We start from the raw sequence: 11,787 nt of genomic DNA, 5'->3' as shown, positions 1-11,787 counted from the left end.
TGCAATTTGGTTGCATCTTTGCCCCTTGGCTGCGGGTGCCGCCGCACGCGCTGACGCACTCCTGTCCTGCTTTGGCTCGCCCAGCCATAGCGCGGCAGAGGCGTGGTTTTCACGTTTGAGTAGGCGGGGGTCAGATCCTGCCTCAGCACTGCAATAAGGATAACTCGATGGCCAGTTGTGATCTCGGTGGGGCCTTGACGCTGGATGAGGCCCAAGGTCAGTTGGCGGCTCGGCTCTTGCCCATGGTGAGCGTAGAGACGGTGCCACTCTCTGGGGCCTTGGGCCGTATTCTGGCCGCGCCTGTGGTGGCCAAGCATCCCTTGCCGGGCTTTGATAACTCGGCCATGGATGGCTATGCCGTACGGTTGGCCGATCTGCAACAGCAGCGCATCTTGCCGCAAGTGGGCAAGGCCTTTGCCGGACAACCCTATCTGGGTTCCTGGCCTGCTGGCAGCACGATCCGCATCATGACCGGCGCGCCGATCCCGGAGGGGTGTGATGCGGTGGTGATGCAGGAGCAGACCCGCTTGCTGGCAGCCGCTGAGCCAGCGCTCAGGGATGCCCTGCCGCACGTGGAGTTTCTGGCACAGGTCGAGGCCGGGCAGAATATTCGTCGTCAGGGGGAGGATGTGGTCGCAGGGCAGAGCCTGCTGCGCGCCGGTTTAGCCATCACTGCCCGGGAGCTGCCCCTGCTGGCGGCGCTGGGGTGTAGCGAGGTGAGCGTCTATCGCCCGCTGCGGGTAGCTTTCTTTAGCAGTGGCGACGAGCTGCGCCCCGTGGAGAGTGAGCTGGCGCTGGGGCAAATCGTGGACTCCAACCGCTACGCCATCGCGGCCCTGTTGCAACGCCTGGGGTGTGAAGCTCTGGATCTGGGCATCATAGCCGATGATAAGGCCGCGCTACGGGCCGCTTTTTTGCGTGCTGACGAGGAGGCCGACGTGTTGATCACCTCGGGAGGGGTCTCTGTGGGTGAGGCCGACTATACCAAGGAGATCTTGCGCGAGCTGGGTGAGGTGGAGTTCTGGAGAGTTGCCATCAAACCGGGCAAGCCCTTCGCCTGCGGCCGTTTGACGGGGGCCGCCAATGGCCGCTGGTTCTTCGGCCTGCCGGGTAATCCGGTCTCGGCCCTGGTGACCTTTATGCTCCTGGTTCGGCCGGCGCTGGAGCGCCTGATGGGTAAAGAGGCGAGCGAACCCTTGCGCCTGCAGGCCCGTTGTCATGATCCCCTGCGTTTGAGTGCCGGACGCATCGATTTTCAGCGCGGCATAGCCCGTAGCGATGCCTCTGGGCTATTGGGCGTGACGCTGGCCGGAGGTCAGGGCTCGGCCATGTTTACCTCTCTCTCTCAGGCTAACTGCCTGATCCGTCTGGATGCCAGCCACTATCCAGGCCAGGTGCTGCTGCCGGCGGGGAGTCTGGTCACCATAGAGCTCTTTGATGAGGTGCTGCGATGACGTTATTTGGCATGCGCCCGCTGGCCATGAGCCAGGCCGGTATGAGTCAGGCCCTGCTGTCGGATGCGGAGCTGTTGCGTTACCACAGACAGATCAACCTCAAGGGGTGGGATCTGCCGGGGCAAGAGGCCGTCAAGGCGGCCCGGGTGCTGATCATTGGCCTGGGCGGTTTGGGCTGCGCCGCGGCGCAGTACCTGGCCACGGCCGGAGTGGGACAGTTGACTCTGCTGGATGGTGATAAGGTCGAGCTGACTAATCTGGCCCGCCAGGTGTTGCATAGTGACCGCCGTATCGGTCACTACAAGGTGGCGTCGGCCGCCGTCGCCTTGGCGGAACTGAACCCCTACTGTCACTTGGTGCCGCTGCCCGAATATGCGGATGAGCTCAACCTGCCGGACCTGCTCAGTGAGCAGGATCTGGTGCTCGATTGCAGTGACAATCTGGCAACCCGAAATCTGATCAATCTCTGTTGTCGTGGTGCCTCTGTACCGCTGATCTCCGGCTCTGCCATTCGTGTAGAGGGGCAGGTGAGCGTGTTCACCTGGGGCGAGGGGGAACCCTGTTATGGTTGCCTAAGCCGCCTGTTTGGTGAACCCGATGGCAGCTGTGTGACCAATGGGGTTCTGGCTCCCCTGGTGGGTCTGGTGGGGAGTCTGCAGGCCATGGAGGCGCTAAAACTCTTGACTGGTTTGGGTGAACCGCTCTCCGGTCTGTTGCTCATAGATGGCCTGAGCGGACAATTTCAGCCCCTCAAGCTGCCTCGGGATCCCGCCTGTCGGGTCTGTGGCGGGGCCACCCGGGCGGCATGAGGTTGTGTGAAGGTAGACGTTGTGTGAGGGCTAAGAAAGGGGAATCAAACTCAAGATAATGCCAACAACGAGTTAACTCATCTTCCGATGCGGAAGCATGAGCCGATAACAGCTCAGAGACGATAAACCCGAGCCTGTCTGCCTACCCTCTACTCGCCAGTGGCTGAGTCAGAGCAGGGCGTTCAGGCCGAGCCGGTTAACCCGGCGAGGGTGGTGCGGGAAACCAAGCCGCCTCCCGACTTGGAAAGGTGTTTATGTATTCGCTCGATACCCATGAAGTGTCCTTGCTGAGGACGCCTGCTGGCCCTGCCGTGGCAGACCAGTATGACCGCTTGCCTACTTCCGGCATTTTGTCGGACGGCGAGATATTGCCTGATAGCCCCCCAAGCCTGCCTGGCCTGGTGGACGGCTTTGCTCGCCGCTTTTATTACCTGCGCCTGTCGGTCACCGATGTCTGCAATTTCCGCTGCAGCTACTGCCTCCCTTCGGGCTACAAGCCCGATGGTTCCCGGGATTTTCTCACCAGGGATGAGTTGCGGCGGGTGGCGTCGGCGTTTGTGGCCTTAGGTACCACCAAGATCCGCCTCACGGGTGGTGAGCCCTCCATGCGCCGGGATCTCACCCCTATCATTGCCGATCTGCGCGCCCTGCCCGGATTGCAGAAGATAGCCCTCACCACCAATGGTTATCGCCTTAAAGAGCGGGCCGCCCAGTGGCGGCAGGCCGGTCTAGACTCCTTGAATGTCAGCATCGACAGTCTGGACTCACGCCAGTTTCAGCTCATCACGGGTGAGGATCGGCTGGGGCAGATCCTGGCTGGTATGGAGGCGGCGTGGGCCGCGGGCTTTGGCCAGATCAAGGTCAACACTGTGTTGCTCAAGGCGCTTAACCACAGGGAGCTGCCCGCGTTCCTGGCCTGGATCCAGGACAAGCCCATCCAGTTACGCCTCATCGAATTGATGCAGACGGGCGTCGGGGCGGAGTATTTTGCGCGGCATCATCTCAGCGGCCTGCAGATCGAGCAGCAGCTGCTGGCGCAAGGGTGGCAGCTTAAGGCGCGCGGCGTGGATGATGGCCCGGCCAGAGTCTATAGCCACCCAAATTATCTGGGGGAGATAGGGCTCATCATGCCCTACACTCCGGGCTTTTGTGATAGCTGCAATCGGCTACGGGTTTCGGCGCTGGGTCAGTTGCACCTCTGCCTGTTTGGTGATGGCGGTATTGAGCTGCGGGATCTGCTCGGCTCGGACGAGGAGCAGTCACAGCTGATGCTGCGGTTGCAAACGGCCTTGCGCCACAAGAGCCAGGCCCACAGGCTGCATGCCGGGGATCCCGGGGGGCGCCGCCATCTGGCTTCCATAGGCGGTTAGTCTGGAGTGCCACAGCAGGTGACTATCAAGCCGATGAATATGCGCAACGCTGCCCCCCTCTATGGCCTGCTACTGGCCGGAGGCCGCTCCAGCCGGATGGGAGAGAACAAGGCTAACTTGACGCTGGCGGGGCAAACGCTATTGGCGCGAGGCCAGTCGTTGCTGCGGGAGGCAGGTTGCCAGCAGGTCGTGGTGAGCGGTGACTATGGGTTGAGCAATAGCCTACCCGATGCCCCCGCCTGGCAAGGGTGTGGTCCCTTGGCCGGTATTGCCTCGGCGTTGCAGCGTTACCCGGATGTCAGCTGGCTGGTGCTGCCGGTGGATATGCCCGCTATGGAGGGGGCTGTGTTGGCGCGATTAACCACCCAGCTGAGCACCTTAGGCGGGGCGGGGGGCTACACCCCTGGTAGCCAGTTTCCGCTGTTGCTGCAGGCGTCACCCGGCTTACTGCCGCAGCTGATGGCGCTGCTTGCACAAGCGGAACCCAGGGCGCGCTCGATCGGTGGACTGATCCACGTCCTGGCGCTGTCGCCCCTGGCGGCGGCCGCGCTGGAGAGTGACGCGCTGGCGTGGGCACTGCTGAATACCAATACGCCACAGGAGTGGCAACAATTTCTGGCGCAACGCAGCAAGCTTGAGCAGGCTGCGCGCCGCGACCTATCAGATAGTGAATAAAACAGGAGTTTCTTATGAGCCATGCGGCCGCTGAATTTAAACCCTTGAACATAGCCGTGCTGACCGTTTCGGATACTCGTACTGCCGAGACCGATAGTTCGGGGGCCTGGTTGGCCGAGAGCCTGCAGAGCGCGGGTCACACTCTGGTGGACAAGCAGATCGTCATCGACGACATCTACCAGATCCGGGCCACATTGAGCCGCTGGGTCGCCTCATCGAGCGTGCAGGCAGTGATCATCACAGGCGGCACCGGCTTTACCGGTCGCGACACCACCCCCGAGGCGGTCAAGCCTCTGTTTGACAAGGAGGTGGAGGGGTTTGGTGAGTTGTTCCGTCAAGTCTCCTACAGCGAGATAGGCACCAGTACCATACAGAGCCGTGCCCTAGCGGGGTTGGCCAATCGTACTATCATCTTCTGCCTGCCGGGATCCAATAATGCCTGCCGCACAGGCTGGGAGCAGATAATAGCGCCGCAACTGGATGCCCGCACCCGGCCCTGCAGCTTTGTCATGCACCTCAAGAGTGGGGTGGCATCATGAGCAAGGCACCGCCTTATGAGGCGTCAGCTCCTGTGACGCTATCTCATGTCAAAAGCAATGGCGAGGCCCATATGGTGGACGTCTCGGCCAAAGAGGAGAGTCATCGTGAGGCCCGGGCCCAGGCTCGCGTGCGCATGTTGCCTGCCACCCTGGCGCTTATTCTGGCGGGGGAGCATCACAAGGGGGACGTGTTTGCCACGGCGCGCATCGCGGGCATCATGGCCGCCAAGAAGACCAGCGAGCTTATCCCGCTGTGCCACCCGTTGGCACTGGCCAAGGTGGAGGTGATGCTCACTCCGGATGAGGCCAACTCCCTTGTGGTGATCGAGACCCTCTGCCGCCTCAAGGGGCAGACCGGCGTGGAGATGGAGGCCCTGACCGCCGCCTCGGTGGCGGCACTCACCCTGTATGATATGTGCAAGGCGGTGGATAAAGGCATGGTGATCGAAGATATCTGTCTGTTACAAAAAACCGGCGGTAAGTCTGGCGATTATCAGCGCGCTTAAGCGCTCGCCCCGAGGAGAATGTATGGTTCATGTGAAGTTTTTTGCCCAGGTACGGGAGTGGGTCGGGGTGAGCAGCCTAGAGCTGGATGAGCACTTCACCACGGTGGAGGCATTGCGTCAGGCCCTGATGAGCCGAGGCGAGCCGTGGGCGTTAGCCCTGGCCTCGGGTCAGGTGTTGGTCGCGGTCAATCAGACCCTGCAGCCCCTGGATACCCAGCTGCAAGAGGGGGATGAAGTCGCCTTCTTCCCCCCGGTCACCGGAGGCTGAACATGGTGCTGAACGATGTGATACGGGTGGCCGTCGACGATTTTTCTCTGGCCCAGGAGTATGAGCGGCTGGCGAGCGATACCCGCATTGGCGGCGTGGTCAGCTTTGTCGGGCGCATGCGTGACTTCAACTGCGGTGATGAGGTGGTGGGCCTGAGTCTGGAGCATTATCCGGGCATGACGGAGCGTTCTCTGGCCGAGCTGGTGGCCCAGGCCCGAGCACGTTGGGAGCTGGCGGCTGTGACGCTTATCCACCGCATAGGTGATTTTGTCCCCGGCCAGCAGATAGTTCTGGTGCTGGTGGCCAGCCAGCACAGGGGGGAGGCCTTTGCCGCCTGTGAGTTTATCATGGACGTGCTCAAGACCCGGGCGCCGTTCTGGAAGAAGGAGCGGTTAGCCGATGGCAGCAGTCGCTGGGTGGCGGCCCGGCAGAGTGACGAAGCGGCGGCCGGACGTTGGGTGTTTGCCCCATCTATTTAACGATTACAACACTCGCCAGGCGGTGAAACAAAGCGTGGCATGCGTGCCCGGCACTGACTCATACGCGCATGGGTTTAAGTGTCACGATCACAAGAATGGAGATAACTTGCAGGTCGATTACCTATTTCGATCTATGGTTATGGGAGAGTCAGGTATTTGACTGATGCTGTACTGGCGTGATGCGTCAGCGATGAATGGTATGGATGGGCAAGCTTGAGGATATATATGAAAGCGATGACCAGACATGGGTGGTCATTAGTACCTCTGCTCCTCGGTCTACTGCTGAGCCCTTCGGCTGAGGCCAAGAGGGTGCTGTATGCTGCCATGGATGATTGGCCGCCCTTTATCATAGATACCAACTCGGTCAGCTCCGATTCAGGGTTTGACGGCATCGATCAAGAGTTACTCCAGGAGTTATCGGCCAGGACGGGAATTGAGATATATCCGTTGCGTTACCCCTTTGCCCGGGCATTACAAGACATGCAGGGCGGGCGGGTAGATATCATGACCAGTTTGGCCAAAACAGCAGCGCGGAGCCAATACATAGGCTACCTGAGTACCCCCTACTATCAGTGCCACACCGCATTTTATGCCTTACCGGCCATGGCCACACAGATCCGTAGCTACGATGACTTGTATGGCAAAAAAATTGGTTATGTTCGTGGCTCGGCCTATTTTGAGCCGTTTGATCATGATGCTCGTCTGCTAAAAAATGGGGTATCTAATGAAAGCCAACTGCCTGGTAAGTTGCTAAAAGGGCGCAATCAGCTGTTTATCGGTGCCGATTGCCAAGTGGATTACGCGCTGAAAGAGAAGGGGTTAACCGGACAAATTATTCCGACTCTCTATCGTCCGTCGCATCCGCTCGATCTCTACATTGGTTACAGCAAGGCTGCAGGGATTGAAAAGGAGGCGGCTCTGCTCGATAACGCCCTGGCGCAGATGGTTTCCGAAGGCTGGGTGGCCCACTTGATCCAAAGCTATCTCACGCCGGCGGCGGCGGAAAAATCAGGTGGCTAACCATTAGCAGGGGCTGCTTGCCTAACCGCCATAAAAAATGCCAGTCATGTTAACTGGCATTTTTTCAGCGTAATGGCCGCGAGGCAGTAAGCGAGCAGGCCATCGGCTAGCGGGGTTATTCCACAATTTCAGCCAAATCTTTAGCCAACTCCAGTGGATCGATTTCCATCCCGTCCAGATCATCATTCCAGTTGGTGCCGATGAGTACCCCATCTTCGCCCAGATCGTTGACCCACTCCTCGAAGAAGGTTTCCAGATCGATGGCTACCGGCTGGTAGTCGGCCCACTCTTCCACACAATGGGCGCGGGCGGCCTCTTCGGTGGACCAGAGGGGGAGCACATCTGTCTCGGCAAAGTGATTGGAGTCGCAGACGACCCAATCTTCACCATATTGCAAACCCCAGAGTACACCGCTTTCACGGGCCTGGGTCAGGAGAAGATCATAGTTGGCTTGCAGATCGGCGGTCAGTTGACTCATGAGGGTATCCATAGTGGAAGGAGTAAAAGAGATCACGCCGACGATCCTGAAGCAAAACCAGCCATGAAACAAGGGCGATGTGACGAAAGTCACCAGATCCTGGCGGGCTCAGGCCAGCGTACCTGCAATAAGAAGGTCGAGGCTGGCAGGTACAGAGCCGAGTTGGCCACCGCCTTTGGTTAACGAGGCGTGGATACGATAGCCCGAGGCGTGTCGGTTGAGCCGTGCAGAGCCAGGGCCAGATAGACGCGCAAAGAGGCATAGGCATCATTGGCGGCATAGAGCAGTTGAGCGGCAGAGAGCGTCTCCGCCGCCCAATTGGAGGTGGTGATCTTTTTGGACTTTCGAATGTGCTCGCCTAAGACAATGGCCACGGCGGCTTTTAACCCAACGGCGTCTTTATAGCCCAAGCCTTTTACTATCCTGGATAGTTCCAGCACGGCCCCCATTTTGCTACCCAGCTTTCGTTGCAGGGGGCCACTATCTGACTTCAGGCCAAAGCCCAGTTTTATCAACTGCTCCGAAGCCACTATCTCGGCTAGCAAGCTATGACAGGCCTGATTGGCCAGAGAGAAGATAAAGGCATGCTTATCGGTGGCAATTTGCACTATGTGCGGGCCACTATTGGTCTCGCCGGCAATAAAGCTGGGCTTGCTTTCGGTATCGAAGCCGATATGTGAACAGCGGCCGATTTCCTGACGGGCAAAAGCCAGATCTTGGTCGGTATGCACCAGATGAATTTGATCGAGCGTCAAGCCCTTAAAATCAGGCAGTGCCACTATCTCCGCTTTGGTTGGGCGAGCAAGGTACGGGTTGGTCATAGAAGAACACCTGGGAGTGGAGTGATGGCGGGGCGCGAGTGTATCCGGTAGTACAGTTGATGAGTTCAGCACCTTGCGCCGTGAGAGGATGGCCATAAAAAAAGAGATGGCAGACAACTGACCATCTCTTTTTATTGCCTATTTTACCGGGATGCCGCCGTTATTTGGCAGCTTCGCTGCTTTCAACCGGGACGTCCACTTCCGGCTTGTCGCTGTTAAGCATGATGTTCAGCTCCAGTACGGAGAGATCATCCTTCTTATCCAGCTGTACCGTAACCTGCTCTGGGCTGATCTGCACATACTTACGGATCACATCCAGCAGATCCTGCTTCAATTGTGGCAGATAGTCAGGCCCGCCGCGGGTGCTGCGCTCATGAGCCACAATGATCTGTAGACGTTCTTTGGCCACCTTGGCGGTGTTATCTTTGCGCGGACGCAGAAAAAAATCGAGTAATGACATGACTTAACCCCCAAACAGGCGAGACAAGAAGCCCTTCTTCTCCTCTTGCAGGAAGCGGAATTCACGCTTCTCGCCGAGAAGACGGGCAACGGCATCATCGTAGGCTTGGCCAGCATCGGATTCAGCATCCAGAATGACAGGCTCGCCCGCGTTGGATGCACGGAGCACCGAGGGGGATTCGGGGATGACACCAAGCAGTGGAATAGCCAGGATTTCCTGGACATCCTCCACGCTCAACATGTCACCTTTGTTGACACGACCAGGTGCATAGCGGGTCAACAGCAGGTGTTCCTGGATAGGCTCGAGGCCCAGTTCAGCACGGCGGGACTTGGAGGCCAAAATCCCCAGAATACGGTCAGAGTCACGCACGGAAGAGACTTCCGGATTGGTGGTGACAATGGCTTCATCGGCGAAATAGAGCGCCATCAAGGCACCGGTTTCGATGCCAGCCGGAGAGTCGCAGACGATATAGTCAAACTCCATCTCCTTGAGCCGATTAATGACGCGTTCAACGCCCTCGCGATTCAGCGCTTCCTTATCCCGAGTTTGTGAGGCGGGGAGTATGTAGAGGTTCTCCACGCGCTTATCTTTGATCATCGCCTGGGTCAGATTGGCCTCTTCATTGATGACGTTCACAAAGTCGTAAACGACGCGGCGCTCACACCCCATGATGAGGTCGAGATTACGCAAACCGACATCAAAGTCGATGACCACCGTTTTTTTGCCACGCTGTGCTAAGCCAGTGCTGATGGCAGCACTACTGGTGGTCTTACCAACGCCGCCTTTACCAGAAGTTACGACGATAATACGAGCCATGGGTGCTTTCCTTGTAAACCGTTAAGACTGTAATCTTTCAAAAATGAGCTTGTCTTGCTCGAGTCGAATATGGACATCTTTTTGCACCATATCCGCAGCTAAAGCATCGCTAAGCTGGTAGGTTCCAGCAATGGAGATGAGTTCTGGCTCCAGTTGCTGACAATAAATTCTGGCCTGAGTATTGCCTCTGGCCCCGGCCAGGGCGCGTCCCCGCAGCGTTCCGTAGATGTGAATGCTGTCGTCGGCAATGACTTCTGCACCATTACTCACAGATCCCAGGATCACCAGTGAGCCACCTGAGGCATAAATTTGTTGGCCTGAACGTACATTACCATGGTGGACGCGGGTAGCAGTCATAGAAACTTCGTCCTCGCGCTCAGGCTGGGGCGCAGGCTCTACGTTTTCAATCCGTTTGCCTGCTGTCATGACGGCTAACCCTGCGGCGCGGGCGGCCACTTTGGTTGCCTCGTCTCGGGCCCCTGTAATGCCGACCAGGACAAAATCTTCGCGTTCTATGGTCTCTCTAAGCGCCTCGAAATCGGGCGTCTCTTCGAGTTTTTCAACATTGACCACCAAGGGGGCACAATTAAAGAACTGCGGCGCTTGCGCGACCTTCTCTTCCAGTAATTCTTTGATTTTATGAGGATCAGTATCCGTCAAATACAGAACAGAGAGGGTGAAGGTTGTACCCTTGAGTTCAATGCCGCGATCGGCCATTTACAGCACTCCGTTGACGAGGAAAACCCTTATAGTTATTGAGCCCCACATGTTATAGTCAGCCACCATTTCAGGCAACAAACCCCGACATATTTAACGCAATCCATGATCTCTGCCGTGTATAAAAGTCGCAAAAAAGAGGAGACCTACCTCTTTGTCGAACGTCGTGATGATTTTTCCCGTGTACCTGCGCCTCTGCTGGCGATTTTTGGTGCTCCAGAGTTTGTGATGCTATTGCCCCTGGCCAAACTCAAACAACTGGCACTATCGGATATCAATAAGGTGCGAGATGGTCTGCAAGGGCAGGGCTACTACCTTCAGGTTCCGCCCCCTGTGCCTAATTTGCTGGCTGAACACCGTAAGCAGTTGGAGAACTCGCCCGAATGAAAACCTCTTTCCTGGCTCATTTGTTGTTTGGGGCGCTGACTCTGCTTTCCTGTACCACTCAGGCCGCGAGTCAGCAGACCTTTCACCAGTATGTGTCAACGCTCAAGCAAGAGGCATTGGCTCAAGGTATTAGCCAGCAGACTGTGGATGCGGCCTTTGCTGATGTCAAATTCATCGCCAAGGCGGTGACGTATGACAAGAACCAGCCTGAATTTAAACTGACTCTGGATACCTATTTGCCCAAGGCTGTTCCCGAGTGGAAGGTGGCGCAGGCGCAGCGGCTGTATCGCCAGCACTACGCCCTATTGCAGCAGATTGGTAAACAGTATGGTGTGCCGCCACGCTTCATCGTCTCCTTGTGGGGCATTGAGACCAACTTTGGTAAATTGACCGGAAAATACTCCCTGGTCTCAGCCTTGAGTACGCTTGCTTATGAAGGCCGCCGTGAAGCCTTCTTCAAGAAAGAGTTGTTTGCTGCCTTGCAGATCATAGAGCAGGGGCATGCCACGCCCAAGACCCTGAAAGGTTCCTGGGCCGGAGCCATGGGGCAGGTGCAATTTATGCCCAGCTCCTTCCTGGCCTATGCGGTGGATCAGGACGGCGATGGTCGCAAGGATTTGTGGCATAGCCAGGCGGATGTTTTCGCTTCAGCAGCTAATTACCTGCAGCAGCATGGTTGGAAAACCGATGAAAACTGGGCCCGTCGCGTCAAGGTGCCTAGCGGTTTGGATCTGAAGCTGGTTGGTTTGGAGACCACCAAACCCCTGGCCGATTGGCAGGCGCTGGGAGTGCGTAATCTGGATGGTTCCCCTCTGCCACCGCTCAACCAGCAGGCTTCTTTGGTGATGCCCGATGATAAAGAGGGGCGAGCCTATCTGGCCTATGACAACTATAAGGCACTGATGGGCTGGAATCGTTCCAGCTACTTTGTGGCCGCCGTTGGTTATCTGGCCGATCGTATCGTCGGCAAGTCCTAAGCGTCAGGAGA

At 57.6% G+C, this 11,787-nt stretch carries 16 protein-coding genes and 1 riboswitch; of the genes, 11 read left to right on the top strand and 5 right to left on the bottom strand.

Features of this window, described 5'->3' with window-relative positions; genetic code table 11:
• Positions 1–167 precede the first annotated feature (167 nt).
• The 9 genes from moeA to ACZYTD_RS12110 all read left to right on the top strand — a co-directional run bounded on the left by moeA (position 168) and on the right by ACZYTD_RS12110 (position 7,120).
• Positions 168–1,454: a molybdopterin molybdotransferase MoeA gene (gene moeA / locus ACZYTD_RS12150; RefSeq protein ID WP_463892353.1), complete on the top strand. Its 1,287-nt coding sequence runs from the start codon at positions 168–170 to the stop codon at positions 1,452–1,454.
• Complete coding sequence (locus tag ACZYTD_RS12145; RefSeq protein ID WP_463892352.1) at positions 1,451–2,263, top strand: molybdopterin-synthase adenylyltransferase MoeB; 813 nt, start codon at positions 1,451–1,453, stop codon at positions 2,261–2,263. Before moeA ends, ACZYTD_RS12145 begins: the two co-directional genes overlap by 4 nt.
• A gap of 114 nt (positions 2,264–2,377) precedes the next feature.
• Positions 2,378–2,530, top strand: a riboswitch (molybdenum cofactor riboswitch).
• Complete coding sequence (moaA, locus tag ACZYTD_RS12140; RefSeq protein ID WP_463892350.1) at positions 2,518–3,633, top strand: GTP 3',8-cyclase MoaA; 1,116 nt, start codon at positions 2,518–2,520, stop codon at positions 3,631–3,633. It overlaps the preceding riboswitch by 13 nt.
• Before the next feature lie 33 nt (positions 3,634–3,666).
• Positions 3,667–4,308: a molybdenum cofactor guanylyltransferase gene (mobA, locus tag ACZYTD_RS12135; protein ID WP_463892348.1), complete on the top strand. Its 642-nt coding sequence runs from the start codon at positions 3,667–3,669 to the stop codon at positions 4,306–4,308.
• A gap of 14 nt (positions 4,309–4,322) precedes the next feature.
• Positions 4,323–4,847: a molybdenum cofactor biosynthesis protein B gene (moaB, locus tag ACZYTD_RS12130; RefSeq protein WP_463892347.1), complete on the top strand. Its 525-nt coding sequence runs from the start codon at positions 4,323–4,325 to the stop codon at positions 4,845–4,847.
• The gene (moaC, locus tag ACZYTD_RS12125) at positions 4,844–5,353 is read left to right on the top strand and encodes a cyclic pyranopterin monophosphate synthase MoaC (protein ID WP_463892346.1); all 510 of its coding nucleotides are present in this window, start codon (positions 4,844–4,846) and stop codon (positions 5,351–5,353) included. The genes moaB and moaC overlap by 4 nt, the downstream gene beginning before the upstream one ends.
• A 22-nt stretch (positions 5,354–5,375) precedes the next feature.
• The gene (moaD, locus tag ACZYTD_RS12120; RefSeq protein WP_463892345.1) at positions 5,376–5,621 is read left to right on the top strand and encodes a molybdopterin synthase sulfur carrier subunit; all 246 of its coding nucleotides are present in this window, start codon (positions 5,376–5,378) and stop codon (positions 5,619–5,621) included.
• A 2-nt stretch (positions 5,622–5,623) separates the two neighbouring features.
• The gene (gene moaE, locus ACZYTD_RS12115) at positions 5,624–6,100 is read left to right on the top strand and encodes a molybdopterin synthase catalytic subunit MoaE (RefSeq protein ID WP_463892344.1); all 477 of its coding nucleotides are present in this window, start codon (positions 5,624–5,626) and stop codon (positions 6,098–6,100) included.
• A gap of 225 nt (positions 6,101–6,325) precedes the next feature.
• Positions 6,326–7,120, top strand: a complete 795-nt coding sequence (locus ACZYTD_RS12110) for a substrate-binding periplasmic protein (protein ID WP_463892343.1) — start codon at positions 6,326–6,328, stop codon at positions 7,118–7,120.
• Between the two features lie 115 nt (positions 7,121–7,235).
• On the opposite strand, the gene ACZYTD_RS12105 is transcribed toward ACZYTD_RS12110, so the two are convergent.
• From ACZYTD_RS12105 to minC, 5 genes are all read right to left on the bottom strand, one after another.
• Positions 7,236–7,598, bottom strand: a complete 363-nt coding sequence (locus ACZYTD_RS12105; protein ID WP_463892342.1) for a DUF2750 domain-containing protein — start codon at positions 7,596–7,598, stop codon at positions 7,236–7,238.
• 179 nt (positions 7,599–7,777) lie between these two features.
• Positions 7,778–8,419 (bottom strand): 3'-5' exonuclease, encoded by a 642-nt coding sequence (locus ACZYTD_RS12100; RefSeq protein WP_463892340.1) that lies wholly within the window; start codon positions 8,417–8,419, stop codon positions 7,778–7,780.
• A 160-nt stretch (positions 8,420–8,579) separates the two neighbouring features.
• Positions 8,580–8,879: a cell division topological specificity factor MinE gene (minE, locus tag ACZYTD_RS12095; RefSeq protein WP_463892339.1), complete on the bottom strand. Its 300-nt coding sequence runs from the start codon at positions 8,877–8,879 to the stop codon at positions 8,580–8,582.
• Positions 8,880–8,882: 3 nt separating this feature from the next.
• Positions 8,883–9,695, bottom strand: coding sequence for a septum site-determining protein MinD (gene minD / locus ACZYTD_RS12090; protein WP_463892338.1), 813 nt, complete (start codon positions 9,693–9,695; stop codon positions 8,883–8,885).
• Between the two features lie 21 nt (positions 9,696–9,716).
• Positions 9,717–10,412 (bottom strand): septum site-determining protein MinC, encoded by a 696-nt coding sequence (gene minC, locus ACZYTD_RS12085; RefSeq protein ID WP_463892336.1) that lies wholly within the window; start codon positions 10,410–10,412, stop codon positions 9,717–9,719.
• Between the two features lie 105 nt (positions 10,413–10,517).
• On the opposite strand from minC, the gene ACZYTD_RS12080 reads away from it, so the two are divergent.
• Positions 10,518–10,799 carry a YcgL domain-containing protein gene (locus tag ACZYTD_RS12080; protein WP_463892335.1) on the top strand — a complete coding sequence of 94 codons (282 nt, stop codon included), beginning with the start codon at positions 10,518–10,520 and terminating at the stop codon, positions 10,797–10,799.
• A complete protein-coding gene (locus tag ACZYTD_RS12075; RefSeq protein WP_463892333.1) occupies positions 10,796–11,776 on the top strand; it encodes a lytic murein transglycosylase in 981 nt (326 codons plus the stop codon). Before ACZYTD_RS12080 ends, ACZYTD_RS12075 begins: the two co-directional genes overlap by 4 nt.
• Positions 11,777–11,787: the final 11 nt, after the last annotated feature.

The sequence above is a fragment of the Pseudaeromonas sp. HNCC25DJ180 genome (genome assembly GCF_055413345.1).
The sequence above is the reverse complement of the archived record's forward strand: the minus strand, read 5'-3'. Positions and strand labels throughout refer to the sequence as shown.

What these genes read in the sequence shown, in the direction of transcription:
- ACZYTD_RS12075 (WP_463892333.1), top strand. Translation starts at nt 10,796, where the DNA reads ATGAAAACCTCTTTCCTGGCTCATTTGTTGTTTGGGGCGCTGACTCTG.
- moaA (WP_463892350.1), top strand. Translation starts at nt 2,518, where the DNA reads ATGTATTCGCTCGATACCCATGAAGTGTCCTTGCTGAGGACGCCTGCT.
- moaB (WP_463892347.1), top strand. Translation starts at nt 4,323, where the DNA reads ATGAGCCATGCGGCCGCTGAATTTAAACCCTTGAACATAGCCGTGCTG.
- minE (WP_463892339.1), bottom strand. Translation starts at nt 8,879, where the DNA reads ATGTCATTACTCGATTTTTTTCTGCGTCCGCGCAAAGATAACACCGCC.
- moaD (WP_463892345.1), top strand. Translation starts at nt 5,376, where the DNA reads ATGGTTCATGTGAAGTTTTTTGCCCAGGTACGGGAGTGGGTCGGGGTG.
- mobA (WP_463892348.1), top strand. Translation starts at nt 3,667, where the DNA reads ATGAATATGCGCAACGCTGCCCCCCTCTATGGCCTGCTACTGGCCGGA.
- minC (WP_463892336.1), bottom strand. Translation starts at nt 10,412, where the DNA reads ATGGCCGATCGCGGCATTGAACTCAAGGGTACAACCTTCACCCTCTCT.
- moaC (WP_463892346.1), top strand. Translation starts at nt 4,844, where the DNA reads ATGAGCAAGGCACCGCCTTATGAGGCGTCAGCTCCTGTGACGCTATCT.
- ACZYTD_RS12110 (WP_463892343.1), top strand. Translation starts at nt 6,326, where the DNA reads ATGAAAGCGATGACCAGACATGGGTGGTCATTAGTACCTCTGCTCCTC.
- minD (WP_463892338.1), bottom strand. Translation starts at nt 9,695, where the DNA reads ATGGCTCGTATTATCGTCGTAACTTCTGGTAAAGGCGGCGTTGGTAAG.
- moeA (WP_463892353.1), top strand. Translation starts at nt 168, where the DNA reads ATGGCCAGTTGTGATCTCGGTGGGGCCTTGACGCTGGATGAGGCCCAA.
- ACZYTD_RS12145 (WP_463892352.1), top strand. Translation starts at nt 1,451, where the DNA reads ATGACGTTATTTGGCATGCGCCCGCTGGCCATGAGCCAGGCCGGTATG.
- ACZYTD_RS12105 (WP_463892342.1), bottom strand. Translation starts at nt 7,598, where the DNA reads ATGAGTCAACTGACCGCCGATCTGCAAGCCAACTATGATCTTCTCCTG.
- moaE (WP_463892344.1), top strand. Translation starts at nt 5,624, where the DNA reads ATGGTGCTGAACGATGTGATACGGGTGGCCGTCGACGATTTTTCTCTG.
- ACZYTD_RS12080 (WP_463892335.1), top strand. Translation starts at nt 10,518, where the DNA reads ATGATCTCTGCCGTGTATAAAAGTCGCAAAAAAGAGGAGACCTACCTC.
- ACZYTD_RS12100 (WP_463892340.1), bottom strand. Translation starts at nt 8,419, where the DNA reads ATGACCAACCCGTACCTTGCTCGCCCAACCAAAGCGGAGATAGTGGCA.